The 22,314-nt window shown below is 35.1% G+C and carries 19 protein-coding genes; 5 read left to right on the top strand and 14 right to left on the bottom strand.

The window, feature by feature from the left end:
* Positions 1-24: 24 nt before the first annotated feature.
* The 7 genes from B0M43_RS20995 to B0M43_RS21025 all read right to left on the bottom strand — a co-directional run bounded on the left by B0M43_RS20995 (position 25) and on the right by B0M43_RS21025 (position 2,712).
* Positions 25-318 (bottom strand): type II toxin-antitoxin system RelE/ParE family toxin, encoded by a 294-nt coding sequence (locus B0M43_RS20995; protein ID WP_065449436.1) that lies wholly within the window; start codon positions 316-318, stop codon positions 25-27.
* The gene (locus tag B0M43_RS21000; protein WP_078005259.1) at positions 311-559 is read right to left on the bottom strand and encodes a type II toxin-antitoxin system ParD family antitoxin; all 249 of its coding nucleotides are present in this window, start codon (positions 557-559) and stop codon (positions 311-313) included. The genes B0M43_RS20995 and B0M43_RS21000 overlap by 8 nt, the downstream gene beginning before the upstream one ends.
* 200 nt (positions 560-759) lie before the next feature.
* On the bottom strand, positions 760-1,134 hold the full coding sequence (locus B0M43_RS21005; RefSeq protein ID WP_243397535.1) for a LysM peptidoglycan-binding domain-containing protein: 375 nt from the start codon (positions 1,132-1,134) through the stop codon (positions 760-762).
* A gap of 3 nt (positions 1,135-1,137) precedes the next feature.
* The gene (locus B0M43_RS21010) at positions 1,138-1,617 is read right to left on the bottom strand and encodes a BON domain-containing protein (protein ID WP_078005260.1); all 480 of its coding nucleotides are present in this window, start codon (positions 1,615-1,617) and stop codon (positions 1,138-1,140) included.
* Positions 1,618-1,729: 112 nt separating this feature from the next.
* Positions 1,730-1,957, bottom strand: a complete 228-nt coding sequence (locus tag B0M43_RS21015; protein WP_078005261.1) for a hypothetical protein — start codon at positions 1,955-1,957, stop codon at positions 1,730-1,732.
* The gene (locus B0M43_RS21020) at positions 1,954-2,211 is read right to left on the bottom strand and encodes a hypothetical protein (RefSeq protein WP_078005262.1); all 258 of its coding nucleotides are present in this window, start codon (positions 2,209-2,211) and stop codon (positions 1,954-1,956) included. Before B0M43_RS21020 ends, B0M43_RS21015 begins: the two co-directional genes overlap by 4 nt.
* 51 nt (positions 2,212-2,262) lie before the next feature.
* Positions 2,263-2,712, bottom strand: a complete 450-nt coding sequence (locus B0M43_RS21025; protein ID WP_078005263.1) for a nuclear transport factor 2 family protein — start codon at positions 2,710-2,712, stop codon at positions 2,263-2,265.
* A 467-nt stretch (positions 2,713-3,179) separates the two neighbouring features.
* Between B0M43_RS21025 and dnaX the strand changes: the two genes are divergently transcribed.
* The 3 genes from dnaX (at position 3,180) to B0M43_RS21040 (ending at position 5,636) form a co-directional block, all read left to right on the top strand.
* Complete coding sequence (gene dnaX, locus B0M43_RS21030) at positions 3,180-4,265, top strand: DNA polymerase III subunit gamma/tau (RefSeq protein WP_065449430.1); 1,086 nt, start codon at positions 3,180-3,182, stop codon at positions 4,263-4,265.
* A 326-nt stretch (positions 4,266-4,591) separates the two neighbouring features.
* Positions 4,592-4,966 (top strand): DNA polymerase III, encoded by a 375-nt coding sequence (locus B0M43_RS21035; RefSeq protein ID WP_243397536.1) that lies wholly within the window; start codon positions 4,592-4,594, stop codon positions 4,964-4,966.
* 112 nt (positions 4,967-5,078) lie between these two features.
* Positions 5,079-5,636: a GPR1/FUN34/YaaH family transporter gene (locus B0M43_RS21040; protein ID WP_065449428.1), complete on the top strand. Its 558-nt coding sequence runs from the start codon at positions 5,079-5,081 to the stop codon at positions 5,634-5,636.
* Positions 5,637-5,736: 100 nt separating this feature from the next.
* Here the strand turns inward: B0M43_RS21040 and B0M43_RS21045 are convergent, their stop codons facing one another.
* The 7 genes from B0M43_RS21045 to B0M43_RS21075 form a co-directional block, all read right to left on the bottom strand.
* Positions 5,737-6,315, bottom strand: coding sequence for an NAD(P)H-dependent oxidoreductase (locus tag B0M43_RS21045; RefSeq protein ID WP_078005264.1), 579 nt, complete (start codon positions 6,313-6,315; stop codon positions 5,737-5,739).
* Positions 6,316-6,318: 3 nt separating this feature from the next.
* Positions 6,319-7,353: a saccharopine dehydrogenase NADP-binding domain-containing protein gene (locus B0M43_RS21050; protein WP_246860159.1), complete on the bottom strand. Its 1,035-nt coding sequence runs from the start codon at positions 7,351-7,353 to the stop codon at positions 6,319-6,321.
* A gap of 59 nt (positions 7,354-7,412) precedes the next feature.
* Positions 7,413-7,973, bottom strand: a complete 561-nt coding sequence (locus B0M43_RS21055) for a Crp/Fnr family transcriptional regulator (RefSeq protein WP_078005266.1) — start codon at positions 7,971-7,973, stop codon at positions 7,413-7,415.
* Positions 7,974-7,990: 17 nt separating this feature from the next.
* Positions 7,991-8,572 (bottom strand): TMEM175 family protein, encoded by a 582-nt coding sequence (locus B0M43_RS21060; RefSeq protein WP_078005267.1) that lies wholly within the window; start codon positions 8,570-8,572, stop codon positions 7,991-7,993.
* A gap of 140 nt (positions 8,573-8,712) precedes the next feature.
* Positions 8,713-9,603, bottom strand: a complete 891-nt coding sequence (locus B0M43_RS21065; RefSeq protein WP_065449423.1) for a Ppx/GppA phosphatase family protein — start codon at positions 9,601-9,603, stop codon at positions 8,713-8,715.
* A 34-nt stretch (positions 9,604-9,637) separates the two neighbouring features.
* Entirely contained in the window at positions 9,638-11,719 is a 2,082-nt protein-coding gene (gene ppk1 / locus B0M43_RS21070; protein ID WP_078005268.1) for a polyphosphate kinase 1, read from the bottom strand.
* Between the two features lie 7 nt (positions 11,720-11,726).
* The gene (locus tag B0M43_RS21075; RefSeq protein ID WP_065449421.1) at positions 11,727-12,212 is read right to left on the bottom strand and encodes a histidine phosphatase family protein; all 486 of its coding nucleotides are present in this window, start codon (positions 12,210-12,212) and stop codon (positions 11,727-11,729) included.
* A 496-nt stretch (positions 12,213-12,708) separates the two neighbouring features.
* On the opposite strand from B0M43_RS21075, the gene B0M43_RS21080 reads away from it, so the two are divergent.
* Together B0M43_RS21080 and B0M43_RS21085 are read left to right on the top strand one after the other, a co-directional pair.
* Positions 12,709-13,254 (top strand): hypothetical protein, encoded by a 546-nt coding sequence (locus B0M43_RS21080; protein WP_078005270.1) that lies wholly within the window; start codon positions 12,709-12,711, stop codon positions 13,252-13,254.
* 16 nt (positions 13,255-13,270) lie between these two features.
* Positions 13,271-22,282: a gliding motility-associated C-terminal domain-containing protein gene (locus B0M43_RS21085; RefSeq protein ID WP_168199971.1), complete on the top strand. Its 9,012-nt coding sequence runs from the start codon at positions 13,271-13,273 to the stop codon at positions 22,280-22,282.
* Positions 22,283-22,314: the final 32 nt, after the last annotated feature.

Here is a 22,314-nt window from a genome sequence, read left to right on the forward strand (position 1 = left end):
AATCGAAATGAAAGGCGAAAAAAGTTAAAACTTACTTTTTAAATCCATTCTAACATGAAGAATTCTAATGATTTCAACTTCTTTATTTGAAATAATCTGATAAAAAATTATGTGCTGATTCGATTTAAAACCTAACAATTTTTCTGTTACGTTATCGTATTTTTTTCCGAGACTTGGATTTTCGGCTATTTCCTGACACGAGTTTAAAAGTAGAAGATAATATTTATCCGCCTGACTCTCTGACCATTCATCATAAGTATAATCCCAAATAGTAGCTAAATCGTCGACCGCTTTATTAGTCAAATAATATTTAGCCATTTTTTCTCTTTGCTTTTAAACTTTCAAGGTGCTTTTTGGCATTGAAGTTTACGGCACGTCCGCTGTCAATTCCATCCTGAACTGCCTTCTTCAAAATAATTAGTTTATTTTCTTCCTCTTCTAAAAGGCGTAAACCGGCTCTAACTACTTCACTCGCGTTTTTAAATCTTCCTTCAGAAAGACTATTTTCAATGAAGTTTTCAAAATGATTTCCTAGTGATATTGAAGTATTTCGTCCCATAGCATTTTATAATTAAATCAAAGTTACCAATTTTTGGTAATATTTCGAAATCATGATAAATTTTAACTTTAATTTACTGAGATTATCATTCCTTGCGAATGACAAAATAAAAAATCATTGTCATACGCGTGCCCATTTCAATTCAAAACATAAAAAAAGCCCATCATAAGACGGACTTTCAATAACAACACAAAACTAAATTATGCTGTTGGTATTTTTAATTTCCAACCTGGTTGAATCAGGTCAGGATTTTTAACAATATCTTTGTTGGCTTCAAAAATGGCTTCCCAGGAAACGCCATGAGCTTTTCCAATTCTAGACAAGGAATCTCCACTTTTTACAGTGTATTCAGTTGTAGCTCCTTCAGTAACAGCGATGTTCATTACCACATCAGCAGAACGATAATCAGGATCTATTTTTCCGTAAGCATCCCACAGTTTTTCTTTATCTGCTGCCGATTTGGCTTGACCGTCTATATACAAAACATTATCTTGTTCTCTTACCTGCAAATTGGCGATTCCTAATTCACCTGCCAAATCTGTGACATCTCTATATTTATCTTGTAAACTCATCATAACTTATTTAATGATTAATTTGTTATCCACTTTTTTCGGTTTCAGTTCCTGTATACTTTGCATTAAAGGCTGTAGTTTTTCTCTTTTAATTTCTCCAGAAAGTGTTACTACACCACCTACAACCGTAGCACTTACTCCATCGTAAGCATCTACAACTTTATGTATCGATTTATCTAACTCTGTATCTGGATTAATGATAACAGCTGCTGCCGCAGGTTCTTGATTGGCTCTTGCAATCTCGCAGGTATTCACAACAGATTTTACTCCTTTTACTGCTCTAACGCTTTTTTCGATATTTTTTTTGAAAATTGCGTCGTCGCAAGTTCCAGTAATTGTTGCTACACCATCATGTACAGTTACTTGTACGTTTGGCGTGTCGCTCAATTTTTCGCTGATAGCTTTTTCAATATCTGCATCTTTTGGAGCGCAGGCTGCAAGTGAAACAAAAAGTCCGATTCCCAGTAAAATTGTTTGAATTTTCATAATAACATTTTTTTAATAATTAACTATCTAAAATTAAACAGATTAACTATAAAAACATTATATGATATTAGAAGGTTTTTATATCATTTCCAGTAAAAAAGAAATAAATATCCTATATTTTTGAAGTTGCTAAAATAGAAATTAATTCTTCTAACTGAGGCATTTTCATTTTTACAACAGATTGTATTTCAGTATTTTCAGAAGCGATAAGTAAAACACCTTCATTATCTTCTATATATCCGGCAGGTATAGCTTGATAATTCGGATCTGAAATTAATGTTTCTTTTTTTCCATCTTTAAACCAACCATAAATAGCTTCATAAATAATTTTATTATTCAAATTTCTATAGTCTCTTCGCCATATGTATTCCAAAGTGAAACTCTAAGAAGATAAAAACCCATCAACCCAAATATTCCAATCCATATAAAATAGCCAATTTGCAATCCGCCTCCAATCAAAACACTTACAATAGTTCCAACCAAAGGAAAAATAAAAAATGCAAACGCAAAAAAGAACATTAGAATTCTAACTGCAAATGGCGATTTTTTGACTTTAAGATTTAAAGTATTATTTCTAAAATTAAATTGTTGCATGGATTATATTGAGTAACATGGTAAATAGTAAATGAGATTTTTATTTAAGGTTTATTCATGTTGCGTGACATCATTATATTGCCAGAGTACATTTATAATTTTCCACTCGCCATTGGTTTTTACAATATGCATATAATCTATCCAGGCATCGGCCAATAGTTTTACAGATGCTGTTCTTGCCGAAATATCCAAAAGCTTAATTTCCTTCCTTGGATTTTTAGGGAATTTATCCCCTTTTACATTATAAGTTTCTGCAAGAATTACCATATTCTCTGTAAAGTATTCTGATATATAATCTTTTTGAGCGGCCTTGCTTCTAAAAACCGATCTTTTTACCAAGCGAGGATGCAAAGCACTTTCCATCAATTTCGGGTTTGGAGTATGTTGTGCTTCAATGTATGCTAAAGCAACACGTTTGATATCAATCGTATCTTGTGCTGTTTGGGCTTGAAGTTGGAATGAGCAAAGTGCAATTATGAGTAGTTGTACAAGTTTTTTCATTGAATATTGGGATTTAGGATGAAAAGGTATTTATGAGTGGTACTTTCGTATCAAACGTGCTGACAGAATGAATGTAACATTTCAAATATAATTAAATTTAAAGACTGCAGTTAAAATAAAAGAAATTCAAATAGCAAAACTTGATATATTTAAAAATAGACAAAAAATAAATTATAATGAGATTGCTTCGTTCCTCGCAAACACTTTGATTGTCGATAATGATTTCGATCTTCGACTTCGCTCAGGAAGACAAGTGTTAAGAAAAAAAATCCGTAAAAATCCGCGTTTTCGCTTTAGCGAATCCGTTTTATCAGCATTCTATTTAATCACTATTATATTAAAAAATTCAAATTCAAATTCCTTACTGACTCACATTCAAAACAATCAAAATTCCCTTAAATATTTATGATTTTCAGATTTGTGATTTGGTAAATTTCAGCCTATATTTGCTATCGAATAAAAAGAATATGGAACAATTTGTAGTATCGGCTCGTAAGTATCGCCCACAGACCTTTAAGGATGTTGTGGGACAAAAAGCTATTACCAACACTTTGTTGAATGCCATAGACAGCAATCACCTTGCTTCTGCCCTTTTATTTACAGGACCACGTGGAGTTGGTAAAACTACTTGCGCGCGTATTTTGGCTCGAAAAATAAATCAGCCCGGATATGATGATCCTAATGAGGATTTCGCTTTTAACGTTTTTGAGTTAGATGCGGCATCGAACAACTCGGTTGATGATATTCGTAGCCTGATCGATCAGGTTAGAATCCCGCCACAAACCGGACAATATAAAGTCTATATTATTGACGAGGTTCATATGTTGTCTTCGGCAGCTTTTAATGCTTTCCTTAAAACATTAGAAGAGCCGCCAAAACATGCTATTTTTATTTTAGCAACAACAGAGAAACACAAAATTATTCCAACGATTTTATCTCGTTGTCAGATATTTGATTTCAAAAGAATTACAGTAAAAGATGCTAAAGAACATTTGGCTGAAGTTGCGAAAAGTCAGGGAATCAATTTTGAAGACGATGCTTTGCACATTATTGCTCAAAAGGCAGATGGTGCAATGCGTGACGCTTTATCTATTTTTGACCGTGTGGTTTCCTACTGCGGAACGAACTTAACACGTCAGGCTGTAACCGAAAACCTTAACGTTTTAGATTACGAAACTTACATTAGCATTACCGATTTACTTTTAGAAAATAAAATTCCGGATCTTTTATTAGCTTACAATGATATTCTGGCAAAAGGTTTTGACGGGCATCATTTTATTGCCGGTCTGGCTTCGCATTTCAGGGATTTACTGGTAAGTAAAACTCCTGCTACAATCGCTTTGCTGGAAGTGGGTGAACAAGCGCAACAAATGTATGGCGTTCAGGCTCAAAAATGTTCTCAGGAATTTCTATTAAAAGGAATTGATATCGCAAATGACTGCGATTTAAAATACAAACTGAGTCAGAACCAACGCCTTTTGGTTGAATTATGTTTGATGCAATTGGCCTCTATCAGCTTTGATGGAGAAAAAAAAAAGTTGAGCAATTCATAATTCCCCCTACTTATTACAGAAATAGTGGATATTCTATTACTGAAATTCCAACTGCAAAAACCCAAATTCCAAATACTGGAGGAGAAATTACAAATCAGAAAACCCAAATTCCAAATACTGAGGGAGAAAACAATTTCAATCAAAATAGCAATGTCAATCAAAATGACAATGTTGCTGTAAACAATACTGCTGAAACTCCAAAAGTTGAAACTCCACAACCTGAAATTAGTAACGAACCTAAAATTTCTGCTTTTTCTTTATCGAGTATTCGCAAGAAAAAAGAGCTGGAAGCCGCCAATATGTCTTATGTAAAACCGACTTCTGTAATGCCTACGGAAGAATTTACGGAGACTGAAATGTTAGTGCAATGGAATAAATATGCACAACGTTTGGGGGACAAAGGCCATAAAATCATGCAATCGCTACTATTGATTAACGATCCTAAATTAAATGGAACAGTTATTACTTTCGAATTACCTAATGAAGGTTCTAAACTTGATTTTGAAGGTCAGATTCATGGTCTTTTAGGGCATTTAAAAGGACATTTACACAATCATGACATTACAATTGAAGTGAATGTAAATGAAACTATTGAAATTAAGAGAAGTTTAAACGATCAGGATCGATACAATCGACTGGTGGAAATTAATCCTAATCTGGAACTTTTAAGATCTACATTTGGATTAGATTTAACTTCTTAATTTTAAAATCCATCTGCAACGATTATTTCGGTAGATTTTTTAAGCAACAATATATTTTGTAGTATTTTTTCTATATTTTTGACCTATTAATAATTTATTAAAATCTTAGAAATTGGAAAAACAATTAGCAAATTCTGCACCACTGGGTCTTCTGGGTTTCGGAATGACCACTATTTTATTAAACATTCACAATATGGGATTTTTTCCTATAAGTGCTGTCATCCTTTCAATGGGAATCTTTTATGGCGGAATTGCTCAGGTAATTGCGGGAATTATTGCTTTTAAACGGGGAAATATTTTTGCCGCTACTGCCTTTACGTCCTATGGTTTTTTCTGGATTACTTTGGTTGCGATCTGGATGCTTCCAAGTAGTGATATTACTGTAGCGGGACCTACTCCTTCTTCATTTTTAGGATGGTATCTCGCTCTTTGGGGAATATTTACTGCTTTTATGTGGTACGGAACATGGGGCGGAAGCAAGGTTCAGCAATTTATTTTTCTTTCATTAACCGTTTTATTTTTTCTTTTGGCTATAGAAAAATGGACTGAAATTGAGTCAATAGCTACTCTTGCTGGAGCAATTGGCATCATTTGCGGAAGCAGTGCTTTTTATTTGGCTATGGCCGAATTACTAGAAGAAGTAAAAGGTAAAAAAGTATTACCTTATTGATAACTATTTTTTGCCACGAACTACACGAATCTAAAGGATAAATTAGAACATTTATAAATGAAAAATTAGTACTAATTGGTGTAATTCGTGGCAAAATTGTTTATTTGTTCTTTAATCCGAAATCGTAAACTTCTTGCAGCCATTTTTCTCTTTGAAAATCTGTAGCTGTTTTTATAATTCCGATGTAACTTACTTTTACGGGTTTTACACCGCAGAATTCTAAAGTAGATTTCTTTAATTGATTTACACTTGGTCTTCCATAAAAAAATCTATAGTACCAGCCTGGCTGATCAAGAGTTGTAATAATATGTGCCGTTTTTCCTTTTAGCAGTTTATCCCACCAGACTGAGTTTTCACGATATTGAAACGCCATTCCTGGTAAAAACAAACGATCAATAAATCCTTTTGTAATTGCCGGCAAACCTCCCCACCAAACCGGATGAATCCAAACCAAATGGTCTGCCCTTTTGATTTTTTCCCAGGACTCCAGCAAATCCGGTTCTAATTCAGTTCGTTTTTGATAACCAAATTGCAGGTTTGGATTAAAATTTAATGCTGCAATTGTTATGGTTTCGACTTCTGCACCGGAAGCGATTGCACCTTTTAAATAAGATTCGGCTATGCCAAAATTGAAGCTTGACGGATTTGGATGTCCATTTATAATGAGTATTTTTTTCATGCTCTATTCGTTTATTTTAAGATTAATGGTACTGTAAGTATTTAAAGCCTCATAAACTTCTTTCGACGAATGTATTTGATGACTAAAATAAATTCCGCCTGATAAAGTGTCACTCAACATTTTTTCGATATGCAAAACTGTCGAAAAAGCCGTCAATTCCGCCTGACCTTTAATGCTTTGCAAGCTAACTCTTTTTGTTTTATCCTTCGTTTTTATGATTACTTCAAAAATGGTTTGATCGCCATTTCCGCTTGAACCAAAAAGCAATTGTCTTTCTTTTAAAAACATGATATTAAAAATCTTAAGCGATTGAAAATACCCCATCAAACTGGTTACAAACTTAGAATTGTAGGTCATCTTAACCAAAACAGTTGGTATTTTTTCTATCTGATTTAAAATAAACAAATCCGGAACATCAAGATTATAAACCTGACGTTTCCCAATTCCGAAAGAGAAATTAAATTTTTCGGAATTTAAAAAATGCTTTACATGTTGTGGTTGGTTATTTTTATAAACAACAAATGGTTTGCATACGTTTTCGGCTAAAAAATTAGCTGAACTTTTTCCTGCCAAATCTTTTACAGAATAATAGATAAAAATATTGGTTTCCTGAATTTTATGCTTGTCAGGCTCCATAAAATCTACGAGACTACCTACGATACCGCCCATCCAGCCCGAACTAAAAACAATTCGGCTATTTATTTTCTGTTTATTTGCCCTAGCTAAATCATACGCAATAGTGAGATCTGGTGTTGGCTTTGTAATATCGATATAATCTAATTTGTTTTGTATGGCAAACTGCAAAATTTCATTATTACGATCTTTTGTACACAATACAATCAGGTCGATTTTATTCTGTATAATAGATTCCAACGTTTTTGGATTGTTGACGTCAATAATTAAATTTTTATTCGTTTTTCCTGACTGACGACTTCCTACAAACAGGTTAAAGTCAGGATTTCTTGCTTCAAGAATTCGTAATATGACTTTACCTACTAAGCCGGTTCCGCCAATTACTAAAATATTTTTTCTCATCATTATATATTGTTTTTAGCAAAAATAATGATGAGATATCTCTCGACAACCAGACAAATGTCCTATAATATTGCTTTACGAATTCTGCTTAAATGCCTTGGTGTAACGCCTAAATAGGACGCTAAATATTGCAATGGAATGAGCTGCAGGTATTTTTTATGGTTTTTATAAAGTTCTTCATAACGTTGGGTTCCGGATAATTTCTGAAAAGAAATCATTCTTTTTTGAAGCGTAACATATTCCATTTCAGTTAACTTACGTCCTATTTCCTGCCAATGAATACCTAAGGCGTAAAGTTTTTCTAAACTTTCACGGCTTATGACTTGAACTTCTGTATCGGCTATTGCCTGAATATTTTCTTCGGCTACATTTTGCGTTATAAAACTAGAGAATGATGCCATAAATTCGTTTTCGAAAGCGAAACAATTCGTGATTTCATCCCCCTGATGATTGAAAAAATACGAACGTAAAATCCCTTTTTTGATAAAAACGATTTCATTACTGACCTCATTTTCTTTCAATAAAAGTTCTCCTTTTTTGAGTTTTCGAAAAGTAATTAAATCATCGAGCAGCTCTAATTCATTTTGAGGTAAAACCTGAATTGATTGAAAAACTGATTTCATTATAAATTCTGAATAGATTAATTTTTAGACGCGAAAACTCTTTCAATTCTTTTATCCGGAATAAGCCATAACATTGCTACAGCAAAATATGCAGCACCTGAAACCCATTCGTTGTAAAACGAAAAGACTATTCCTACGACATATAAAACAGCTGATGTGTACCCTTTTAAATCTTTTCCAATCGCTTTTGCCAATACTGAATTTTCACCTTCATTTACAATTATAATGCGCTGTAAAATAAAATACGCAATTGCAGATAAAAACAATACGATTCCGTACAAAGTCATGGAAGCTTTTGCAAAATTATGCTCTCCCATCCAGCCTGTTGCAACAGGAATTAAGGACAACCAAAATAATAAATGCAAATTAGCCCAAAGGATTTTTCCGTTTATTTTGGTCATGCCATGAATTAAATAATGGTGATTGTTCCAATAGATTCCCACATAAATAAAACTCAAAATATAACTTAAAAACTTAGGAATAAGCCTTTTTAAATCGGCAAATTCATGTCCTTCCGGCACTTTAATTTCTAAAATCATAATAGTGATAATAATTGCTAATACACCATCACTAAAAGCTTCAAGTCTTGTTTTATTCATTTATATCTAAGATTAAGTTTGGGATTGTTATAAAAAAGTTTGCCACTAATTGCACAAATTTACACGAATTATATTTTATAGTGAGAATAAAAAATTAGTGCAAATTTGTGAAATTCGTGGCAAAAAAAGATCTATAAAAATTAAATTTTCCCGTAGTACATTGCTTTTACGATTCCGTCAGAAAGTCCGATTTTGGGAACGTAAATTTGGCGTGCTCCACTCCATTTCATGGCATTCAGGTAAATTCTGGTAGCGTGGATAATTACGTCGGCGCGATCTGAATTCAGTCCCAGTTCTGCAATTCTTTGTTCGTAGGTTAATGAATTTAAAAACGCATATTGCGAATTGATATAAATGTACGAAAGCGGTTTTTCCTGCTGTTTTCCGGACATTTTAAACAGCTTGTTAATGTTTCCTCCAGAACCAATTAAGGTTACCTCATCATAATCTGCCGTATTGGTTTTAATCCATTTTTCGATTTCATCCCAAACCACATCATGCACCATATTATTCAGTAAACGAACAGTTCCGGCTTTAAAGGATCTTGAATTGATTAATTTTCCGTCAGAAAACAAAGTAAACTCTGTGCTTCCACCACCTACGTCTACAAAAAGATAAGTTTCATCTGTTTTTAATAAATGATGTAAATCTGTCGATGCAATAATGGCGGCTTCTTTTTTGCCATCAATAATTTCGATTTTAATATCGGCTTTTTTCTTAATCAAAGCCACTACTTCTTTAGCATTATACGCTTCACGCATTGCCGAAGTGGCAAACGCCATATAACGCTCTACTTTATGTACTTTCATCAAAAGATTGAATGCTTTCATGGCATCCACCATTCGATCTATATTTTCTTCTGAAATTTCTCCAACTGTAAAGGCATCTTGTCCCAAACGAATTGGCACACGAACAAGCGAACTTTTATTAAATTGTGGTTCTTTGCCATCTTGTTCTACAACATTCGATATTAGAAGCCTCATGGCGTTTGAACCAATATCTATTGCTGCATATTTCTTTATATTAATCATGCTCACTTATGATTTGAATTTATTCTTTTTATTATTAATTTATTTTTTGAGGAACTTGCTCTAATACTGATACTTTGTTTTGATAATACTTATAGGTTTCAAGTTGCGCTCTAAATGGGGCATGATGATTTCGAGGTTTGTATTTATTATCTAGTTTATAGGAATGGTATCTCACTTTGACATTTCCTTTCCATGCAATATTAAAATTATCTATTAATTCTTTCTTAATTTCAAGATCATAAATCGGACAGGTTACTTCGACTCTTCCGTCCAGATTTCTGGTCATGAAGTCGGCAGACGAAATATAAACTTCGGTCAGGCCGGCATTTCCAAAAATATAAACTCTTGTATGTTCCAGGTAATTATCGACAATACTTATGGCTTCGATGTTTTCGCTCATTCCCGGAATTCCCGGAATCAGAGAGCAAATACCTCTTACCTGAAGCTGGATTTTTACTCCGGCATTACTGGCTTCGTATAATTTATCGATCATTTTAAAATCAGATAAACTATTCATTTTTAATTTAATATGTGTTTTTCTACCTGCCAAAGCGTGCAGAATTTCACGATCTATTAATTTAATAAATTTAGTTCTTGTGTAATGTGGCGATACTATTAAATGCTTGTATCTGTGTACTCTGTAATTGATATCGAAAAATTCGAATATTTTTGAGATGTCTTTTAAAATTCCCTGATGACAGGTAAAAAGCGTGACATCTGTATAAATCTTCGCTGTTGATTCGTTGAAATTTCCTGTGGAGATAAATCCGTACCGACGTGATTTGCCGTCTTCGGTTCTTTCAATCACACAAATTTTACTGTGTACTTTTAAACCTTTTATTCCAAAAATAAGTTCAATTCCTTCGGTCTGCATCTGCTCTGCATACGAAATATTCGAAGCTTCATCAAAGCGTGCCTGAAGTTCGATTTGTACGGTTACTTTTTTACCATTTTTAGCAGCATTAATTAATGAACTAATAATCTGCGAATTTTTAGCCAAACGATACAAGGTAATTTTGATACTGGTTACTTTTGGATCTAAAGCCGCTTCACGCAAAAACTTGGTTAAATACGAAAATGACTGATACGGTGCATGTAACAGATAATCTTTTTTACTTATTTTTTCGAGCATACTTCCTCCCAGACTTAAACCCGGAATTGGCAATGGTTCGTTTGGTTTATAAAGTAAATCGTATCTTCCTAAGTTGGGAAAACTCATATAATCGCGACGATTATGGTATCTTCCTCCGGGAATAATACTATCTGTTTCTACAATTTTCATTTTATCTAAAAAGAAATGCAGCGTATCTTCTTCAATTAAATTATCATAAATAAAACGAACTGGCTCTCCTATTCTTCTGTCTTTTACTGATGTTGCAATTTTTTCGAGCATACTTTTACTCAAATCGCTATCGATATCTAGCTGAGCATCACGGGTAATTTTGATCATATGTGCCGAAACACTTTTATAATCGAAAATATTAAAGATATTTTTCAGGTTATAACGAATTACGTCATCAATAAGAATTACATAGTGTTTATCATCGTGAGATGGCAACACAACAAATCTGTTGATGGTTTTCGGGATTTCGATCACGGCGTAACGAACCTCATTATTTGTATTCATTTCTAAACGAACAGCCAAATAACCCAACGTGTCTTTAAGAATTGGGAACTCTGCTAAATCATTTAAAATGATGGTAACTAATTCCGGACTCAGTTTTTGATCAAAAAAATCTTTTAAAAAACATGCCTGATCCGGTGTTATTTCATCTTCATTAATAATTAAAATATTTTCGGCTTCCAGTTCTGTTTCAATATTACCTAAAATACGTAAACTTTCAGATTGCTGCTGAATTACAATTTCGGTAATATCTTTAATTAACTGATGAGCAGAAACTCCACCTAAATATTTTTCTCCAGAAATTCCTGAAAGGCTCAATCTTCGAATCGCAGCATAACGAACTCTAAAAAATTCATCCAGATTGTTTGAAAAAATTCCAACAAAACGCAGTCTGTCTAAAAGCGGAACCGTATTATCTGCGGCTTCCTGAAGTACTCTCGCATTAAACGCTAACCAACTTTTTTCTCTATCGATATATTTCTGTTCGTACACTTTATTATTATTTTAAATCTTTGGGGAAAATTGTTTTATGAGTTTTACCTTTATTGATTGCGTTCCAACTATCTGCATCAAACTGTAAGGACACAAAGCCTGAAGTAGGAACGTTTTCGATAAAAACATCTCCAAATTTATTAACAAAATTTGTAATAGCCTCGTTATGTCCAAAAAGAATAACACTTTCGAAACTATTATCACATGATTTGATAATCTTTTCAAGCTGTTTATCATCAAAAGTATAAAGATCGTCTTTAAAAACGATACTTTCTATAGGATATGAAATATTTTGGGCAAAAATCAGCGCCGTTTCTGAAGCCCGTGCCGCAGTACTACTCCATATTATATAGGTTTTAGGAAGAAAATTTGAAATATTTGCCGATACTTCATGGGCATCCAGGATTCCTTTTTTCATTAAAGGTCTGTCGAAATCTTTTAAAGGAGCTTCCCAGCTTGATTTTGCATGACGTATTAAAATTAAATTTTTCATAAGCGGATGGTTTATAAACCTCTTAGGAGGTTAATAATTTATTGAACTTCTAATTTACAAAAGAAATATTAAACCTTCTGCTTTTTTTATTTCTGTTAACATTTAAGGCAAATTTTAACAAGAATTAAAATTTCTTATAAACGAAATATCTAAACAATCGACTTATTCCATTTTTTCGAAAAAGTGTTCTTCATCTATTAAAACAAACACTTGGTCGATTGAAGCTTATTTATAAAAAATTAACTAAATATCTGATTATTAATCATTTAAAATATTTTAAAAATTGCATTTTTAATCAAAAAAACAAAAAAAATTACACTTTTTTATTTGTTAGAAATGACAAAAAAAATACATTTTCGATGCATTATCTAACAAAAAAAATACACTTCAACGAGTTTTTAGGTTAGTTACGGACAAAAAAAATCAAAAGTTGCACCTCTCTATAACTTTGATTCTGTTAAAATTTGATAAATACCAAAAACAAAAAACCACGCATATGATAACTAAAACTACTCTTGAAAAAGCAGCGAAATTTGTTCACGATTGTAAGTTTATTTTTTCTTTCAAAAAAAACATCTTTCAGAAAAACATTTTTTCTTTACTGTTTTGTTTAATTACAACTCTTGCATTTGCACAGACAAAAAATGTAGATTCATATCTAAGTGCCTTACCATCCTCTGATGCAATTCAAGTGAAACATCTCTTGTACGATCTACAATCGGCAGTTTACTATTTATCTGATGACAGAACGGTAAAAATCTATGGCGATAATCCCACTGCTTTGTACACAGATATCAATTCGATACCTTTTTTGGGATCAGCAGCAATACAGGGCAATGATATTGAAATTGCCACTATCAAAATTGAAACAAGTTCTGACTTAAGCAGGACTATTGATCTTACTTCGTTTTCAGGTTTTGGTAAATTAAAATACATCTACATCTCTACAGCAATTCAAACTAGCGAAGCAGTGATCAATAACATGATCAAAAATGACACTTCAAAATATGTTCTTATCTACAATATTTCTATCGGCGGATAATTTAAAAGCAATTATTATGAAAAAATTCTACTATCAATATTTAGCGCTTTGTTATTTATTTTTAATGTTATTAGGAAGTGCTTTTACAGGAAATGCACAAGTTATTGTTCCGTTTAAAGAGAGAACTTCTTCTTTTACTCCAACAACAAAAACGTATCACGTAAAAGGTAATTTTACGATGATGGGAAATACTAATTTGACGTTGCAGAACTATGGCGACAATACCACAAATGGTGGTAATTCGATGAAATATGTTGATATTGACGGCGACAACACCACATTAAACTCTTCTTCATCAACTCTTGTTTTGCCTACTGACAGCGGTACAAATTTAGACTGCTCAAAAATAGTGTATGCTGGTTTATACTGGACAGGAAGAGTTTCTAATGCCACAAATAGTCCAAACACATTTACCGCTACAAACGGAACGCTGACTAAAACTTTAGATAAACGAAAAATTTTATTCAAAGGTCCTTCAGCATCCGGCTATGATACTTTTGCAGCAACTGATATTTATTTTCCAACAAATGCAAACGGAAATATGTTTACTGCTTATGCAGAAGTTACCACTTACGTGAAAGACCACGGTGTTGGTGCTTATTTTGCTGCAGATATCGCTGCTACCCAAGGAAACGATGGTGGTGATATTGGAAAATATGCCGGATGGGCATTGATCGTGGTTTACGAAAATTCCAGTATGAAAAACAGAGATATTACCATTTTTGACGGACACGCTTATGTGAGGGAAAGTCAAACTCTGAGCTATAATATTCCGGTTTCCGGTTTTAACTCTGTGGCTTCTGGCCCTGTTGGAATAAAATTAGGAATAATGGCCGGTGAAGGAGATGTGAATTATAGCGGAGATTATTTTAAAGTTAAAAAAAGAACAGCAGTTACTGATCTTGATAGCGATTACATTACGTTAAGCAGAACCGGAAATTCGACTACAAACTTCTTTAATTCCTCTATTTTCACAGGTGGAAATACACGAAATCCAAGTTTAACGAATAATTCCGGTATCGACATTAGCATGTTTGATTTACCCAACACAGCTAAAGATATTATTGGGAATAATCAAACCTCAACTACTTTTAGATATGGTTCAACTGTAGACACTTACACCATTTTTGCAATTGCCATGGCGGTTGATGCTTATGTCCCGGAAATTGAAGGCACACTTACAGCTACCACAATAAATGGTACTTCGGCGGGTGCAGGTCCCTATACTGTTTTACCTGGTCAGGAAATGGGATATAAACTTCAAATAAAGAATAAAGGTTCTGAACCGACAAAAAATTCCAAAATCATAATTCCGATACCATACAATGCGACTTTTGTACCCGGAAGTTTAGGAAAAGTAGTGAATTTCACTCCACTTCCAACTCCAAACAGTTTGACTTATGAGCCTACTATTGGTGCAAACGGATCTATTGTTTGGGATTTAGGAACGTTACCTCTTCTTGCAAATACAGATACAGTTCTCGCAGAATTAACCTTTAAACTTAAATCTACAGAAAACTGTGCGTTGCTAAAAAACTCTAATTGCAGCAATGCCATTTCTGTAAATGGTACTTTAAATGGTACTGGAATAAATTCTGGTGTGGCAGTTACCAATAAACCTTTTATCTTAGGTTATACAACAAGTGGTACTTGTAGTGGCGTTGCGATTTCTGCACCGCTGCAAACAACCATTAATACCAGTTCTTTTATTAATGCAAATTGTCAGGCTACACCTCCAACTATAGCATTTACATTTTGTAATGGATCAACAACAATCCCAATTACAGATGTAACGGGTTCATTTCCTCCGGGATCGACTTTTTATAATGCTTATCCAATTATAGCAGGAACAACAACTCAATACACGATAAACAATCCTTTTCCTGCAACGTTTGGAACAAATACTTACTATGCTATTCCTCCAGGAGCAACGGGTGGTTGTTATTTTCAGTTTACCATAACGGTTCAAAGTATTGCTACAATGCCAACTGTGAGTGGACCCGTAAATTATTGTATTGGTGATGTTTCTCAGCCCTTAACTGCGACACCTACAAACCCGAGTTATACATTATATTACTATTTGACTACTACTTCTACTGCACAACAATCAATAACGCCTCCTACTGATACAGCTGGGCAATTTACTTATTATGTTGCCGAAGGAATTTCAAATGCTTGTATTGGACCTAAAAAACCAATTACGGTCAATATTTATGCTAAGCCAACGCTAGTTATAACTGCTCCGGCACCCATTTGTTCGCCTGCTGCAACACTTAATATTGCTGCTTCGGCAATTGTAGCCGGAAGTACGGCAGGATTAGTTTATACGTTTTGGAAAGATTTGGCTGCAACTATTCCGTATCCGGATTATGCTTCGGCAATTCCCGGAACTTACTACATCAAAGGAACAAACCCAACCACTAATTGTTATGACATAAAACCAGTTGTCGTGACCAAAAGTACAGTTCTTGTAACTGAACTTACAGCATCACATACAAATGTAAACTGTTATGGTCAGTCAACGGGTTCTATTACAGTAAATAATGCGACTGGCGGAGTTGCTCCTTATACCTATTCCTGGAAAAAAGACGGAAATGCTTATGCTGGTACTACTCAGATTTTAACCAATTTGGGAGTTGGAAGCTATGAAGTAACTGCCACAGATGCAAATGGCTGTAAAGGAACTTTGACAATTATTATTACACAACCAACTGCGGCTTTAGCTCTTGCAGCTTCTTCTAAAACAGATGTGACTTGTTTTGGGAAAAGTACAGGAAGTGTAACAGCCGGCGCGGTAACCAATGCCGTTGGAACTATTTCTTATGTATGGAAAAATGCTATAAATGTTTCAGTTGGAACTACAGCTTCGGTTTCAAATCTTCCGGCAGGAACTTATACTTTGACTGTTACTGATAATTGTTCGACACAAACTAATTCGGTTACTATATTACAGCCGGGTGCGGCTTTAGCTCTTGCAGCTTCTTCTAAAACAGATATTACTTGTTTTGGATTTAGCACTGGAACTATAACAGCCGGCGCGGTAACTAATTCTGTTGGAACTGTAAATTATGTATGGAAAAATGCTTTAAATGTTTCAGTTGGAACTACAGCTTCGGTTTCGAATCTTCCGGCGGGAACTTATACTTTGACCGTTACTGATAATTGTTCGACACAAACAAATTCTGTTACTATATTACAACCAACTGCGGCTTTAGCTCTTGCAGCTTCTTCTAAAACAGATGTGACTTGTTTTGGGAAAAGTACAGGAAGTGTAACAGCCGGCGCGGTAACCAATGCCGTTGGAACTGTTTCTTATTCTTGGAAAAATGCTTTAAATGTTTCAGTTGAAACTTCCGCTTCGGTTTCGAATCTTCCGGCGGGAACTTATACTTTGACCGTTACTGATAATTGTTCGACACAAAGTAATTTGGTTACTATTTTGCAACCGGGTACGGCTTTAAGCGCTACAACAAGTCAGGTAAATGTTGGTTGTGGCGGCGGTAATAACGGATCTGCAACTGTGAATGTTTCAGGCGGAACTTCAGGATATACTTATTCTTGGGACACAACTCCAGTTCAAACTTCTGCAACTGCAAGCGGGCTTATTGCAGGAACTTATACAGTCGTTATTAAAGATGCTAATCTTTGTACCATCTCTAAATCAGTAACTATTACTGATGGAGATGCTATTAAACCAATTATAGATCCGTTGCCTTTGGCTTCTACAATTAATTGTCCTGCTTTACCAGTTTTTGCAACTGCGACTGCAACTGATAATAATGGTACAATTTCTTCATTAACATATGACGATGTGGTTACTCAAGGTACTTGTGTGGGTTCATATACCACTACAAGAACATGGACTGCTGTAGATGCTTGTGGAAATATTTCTCTTCCTGTTAGTCAGGTTATTAATGTGCAGGACATTACTGCTCCAACTTGGTCAACTGCGGTGGCTTCTTTAAATAAAACTATCGAATGCAGTAATGCGGTGGCTTTAACTTCCGCTCAAACGTTATTTCCAATTGCTTCTGATTTATGTGATAGCGATGTTTCGGATATTGTAAAAGTGAGCGGTGCGTTTGTAGCTTCGGCAGCTTGTTCGAATGCAGGAACGTATACCAATACCTGGACAGTAAAAGATGATTGCGGAAATACTTCTGACACTTTCACGCAAGTGATAACAATTCAGGATACTTCGGCTCCAACCTGGTCAACTGCGGTGGCTTCTTTAAATAAAACTATCGAATGCAGTGATGCGGTGGCTTTAACTTCCGCGCAAGCGTTATTTCCAATTGCTTCGGATTTATGTGATAGCGATGTTTCGGATATTGTAAAAGTGAGCGGTGCGTTTGTAGCTTCGGCAGCTTGTTCGAATGCGGGAACGTATACCAATACTTGGACTGTAAAAGACGATTGCGGAAATACTTCTGACACTTTCACGCAAGTGATTACTATTCAGGATACTTCGGCTCCAACTTGGTCAACTGCGGTGGCTTCTTTAAATAAAACTATCGAATGCAGTGATGCGGTGGCTTTAACTTCCGCGCAAGCGTTATTTCCAATAGCTTTAGATTCATGTGATAGCGATGTTTCGGATATTGTAAAAGTGAGCGGTGCGTTTGTGGCTTCGGCAGATTGCTCGAATGCGGGAACGTATACCAATACATGGACAGTGAAAGACGATTGCGGAAATACTTCTGATACTTTCACGCAAGTGATAACAATTCAGGATACTTCGGCTCCAACTTGGTCAACTACTGTGGCTTCTTTAAATAAAACTATCGAATGCAGTGATCCGGCTGCTTTAACTTCCGCGCAAGCGTTATTTCCAATAGCTTCTGATTTATGTGATAGTGATGTTTCGGATATTGTAAAAGTGAGCGGTGCGTTTGTAGTTTCGGCAGATTGTTCGAATGCGGGAACGTATACCAATACCTGGACAGTAAAAGACGATTGCGGAAATACTTCTGACACTTTCACGCAAGTGATTACGATTGAAGATACTTCGGCTCCAACTTGGTCAACTGTTGTTTCTTCTTTAAATAAAACTATCGAATGCAGTAATGCGGCTGCTTTAACTTCCGCGCAAGCGTTATTTCCAATTGCTTCTGATTTATGTGATAGCGATGTTTTGGATATTGTAAAAGTGAGCGGTGCGTTTGTAGCTTCGGCAGCTTGTTCGAATGCAGGAACGTATACCAATACCTGGACAGTAAAAGATGATTGCGGAAATACTTCTGACACTTTCACGCAAGTGATTACTATTGAAGATACTTCGGCTCCAACTTGGTCAACTGCTGTAGCTTCTTTAAATAAAACTATCGAATGCAGTGATGCGGTGGCTTTAACTTCCGCGCAAGCGTTATTTCCAATTGCTTCTGATTTATGTGATAGCGATGTTTTGGATATTGTAAAAGTAAGCGGTGCGTTTGCAGCTTCGGCAGATTGTTCGAATGCGGGAACGTATACCAATACCTGGACAGTAAAAGACGATTGCGGAAATACTTCTGACACTTTCACGCAAGTGATAACAATTCAGGATACAACTAAACCAACATTTATTGGAGAACTTCCAAAAGATATTACGGTTTCTTGCGATGCTGTTCCTGAACCTGCAAATATTGAGGCTAGTGACAATTGCAATGGTAATTTACCGATCGTTTTTAGTGAAATTAAAAGCGATATTATAAACGGTTGTTCTACTAATTATACTTTAACACGCACCTGGACCACTAGCGATTGTGGCAAAAACACAGCTACTTATACTCAGATTATAACGGTGAGAGATACAACTGCTCCTACTGGAACATCTCCTGCTGATGTATCTAATTTACAAACAATTGCAGATATTCCGGTTGGGAACTCCGGTGATATCAAAGATGCTGCTGATAATTGCAGTAGTACGGTAGATATTATTGTAAGTGATTCTAATAATGGAGGAAGCGGTTGTGATGGAAATGCTTTTATCTTAACCAGAACCTATACATTGACTGATTGTGCCGGTAATAAAACCGAATTGAAACAAACCTTTACTGTAGAAAATAAAGTTTCGGTTTCAGGAGTTGCTTCGCATGTAACTTGTCTTGGAGGAAAAGACGGTTTAATATTAGTGACTAATAGTCCGGGATCGACTGTGGTTATTAGAAATGAAAATAATGAGGTTGTTGGCAATACTAATTTACCGGCAGGAACCTACACGCTTACAGCAACATCATCTGTAAATAGCAGTAACGAAACTTGTTCTGCAACGGCAACGGTTGTGATTTCTCAGCCAACTTATACGGTTAAAATATCCGGACAAATTATAAACAAAGACACGAATACGCCAATTGCAAATGTACCTGTTACTTTGGTTCCGCAAGGTACTACGGCTGGACCTATTTTATTACGCATCACAGGTGCCGATGGTTTATATAATTTCTCAGGAATGGTTGCCGGAAGTTATTTGGTTCAGGTTCAGGATGCCAACTTGAATAGTGCACATCAATTATATCCTGTCGATTCAAGTTTATTCTTTACTACACTTGAAGATTGTAAAATTCAGGAACATAATTTTGAATATGGAAAATCAACTTTACCGGTTTTAGGAGATTATGTTTGGTACGATACAAATGGCAACGGAATTCAGGATGAATGGTATGATGCTAATAATGATGGCATTGTAACTAAAAACATTCCTGACGGAAACGGAGCAATTGATTATAGCCAATGGGAATGGATTGACCTTAATGGTGACGGAAGTTATTCTGGGCCTATGAATGTGGGGGAATTAAATGCAGGAGGTTTTGGAAATGCTTTGAGTGCTAATGTTATTATTGATGGTCCTAACGGATATCATCAGGAAGTAATTGTGGGTATTGAAGGATTTTGGAGAGACAGACCTGATAGTGCAAATCCTTATGGAGATTACACTATTAAACTGGTAAAAGATGCTAACCTTGATGCAGTTGCTGCCACCTTAGGAGCTTCTGGATTAGTCAAAGTTCTACCTTCAATTACTAATAAAAAAGTGACGAATAAAAACGGTAAATCGCAATTGCATACGGTTTGCAGTACTACCGGTGGTGCAACTGGGTATATTGTAACGATAACCCCGGAAGATTTGGTTCATTTAGATGCTGACTTTGGAGTAAATTGTAAAGTTTTCTCTGATATTGTGGCCAATGATGATACAGCGGGACCAATTGCGGGAGTCAATAATATTACGAAAAATGTAGTAAATGTATTGCCTAATGACACACTGGAAGGTGTAGTTGTAACAGCTGCTGATGTTATTATTACAACAGTAACTCCAAATGAGTTTTTACAATTAAACACAGACGGATCTGTAGATGTTTTAGCAAATGCTCCGGTTGGAACTTTGACATTAGTATATCAAATTTGCGAAGCCGACCAAACAACAAACTGTGATACCGCAACAGTTACTGTAACTATAGAAGCTCCGGTAATGACTGTAACAGCGACTCCAATTTGTGTTAACGATGTTCCTTACATTGATTATGTGGTAACTACTCTAAATTTTACTCCTGTAAACGGTGTAACAATTGCATGGGCAAACAGTAACAATAACGTTATCAGTACAATGAATGATTTACCACTTAAAGGACGCCTATTATGGCCCGGAGCAGTAGTGGATCAAACCGGAAAAGGTATCGACTGGCCAGGTTGGGTTTTTCAGGACAATAAATGGATTGAAGCACCAGACGGATTTGAAACACTTCGTCCTCTTGCCAAATTGATAATTTCTACTAATCCTACCGAGACCATAACTATAGAGTATCCAAAAGCGGAACCTTACTGTACTGCCAGACCAACATTTGCTATTGTAGCAAATGATGACAACGCAGGACCAATAAACGGAACTACAGGAGCAACAAACGTTATAAATGTATACAACAATGATAGTTTGAATGCTAGTGCAATAATTCCAACTGATGTTACACTTACAATTGTAACACCGGATCCTAAAGGAGCCTTGACATTAAATCCTAATGGTTCTGTTGATGTTGCAGCCGGAACTCCTGGAGGAACTTATACGATGACCTATCAAATATGCGAAAATGCAGATGCGGGGAACTGTGACACAGCAATCGTAACAGTTATTGTATCTGAACCGGCTGCACCGCCAACTCCGGTTATTGCTAATGATGATGTTTACGCTAATATAGGTTGTAATACTTTTGGGTTAGTTGGTAATGTTTTGATCAATGACTTTAAAGGTATTACCAGAGCAACATTAGAACTCGTAAACTTTACCTTATTGAATTCAAATAACAATGCTAAAACAGACCCAAACATCACTTTTGATACCTTAGGAAATGTAACGGTATCTGGTTTAACTCCTGCAGGAACATATACTTACAGCTATCAAATTTGTGATAAGCTAAGTGCTGATAACTGCGATACTGCAACGGTTACGATAACTGTTGTGCCAAATGGTATTGTAAATATTTCAAGTCAAGCTTGTAATGATGATTCAACTCTTATTGATTTACTTTCTCTATTGCCCGAAAATACACCTTCAACAGGAGTTTGGATTGATTCTAATAACAGCAATGCGATACAAGGAAATACTTTTAATGCACTTGGTTTAGCACTTGGCAATTACACATTTGAATATAAAATAACAGATCAAAATTGTCCTAGAAGCATTTTACTGAACATGGAAATTAATGATGATTGTAAAGTATTAGCCTGTGGAAACGTTGTGGTACATAACGCCTTTTCTCCTAATGGCGACGGAATGAATGACGTTTTCAAAATTGATAGTATTGATGACATCACTTGTTATCCTGAAAACAATGTAGAGATCTACAATCGTTGGGGAATATTGGTTTTTGAAACTGATAATTATAACAACACCACCAACGCATTTGATGGAATATCAAGAGGAAGAACAACTGTTAAGCAATCTGACGGATTACCAACCGGAACTTATTTCTACATTATTAATTACAAATCGTTAGATGGAAATAATGTACTTCAAAATAATAAAAAAGATGGGTATTTATATTTATCAAAATAAAATCGATAGTAATAATAATATAATAATATCTA

The sequence above is a fragment of the Flavobacterium sp. KBS0721 genome (assembly GCF_002007065.3).
GTDB classification, from domain to species: domain Bacteria; phylum Bacteroidota; class Bacteroidia; order Flavobacteriales; family Flavobacteriaceae; genus Flavobacterium; species Flavobacterium piscis.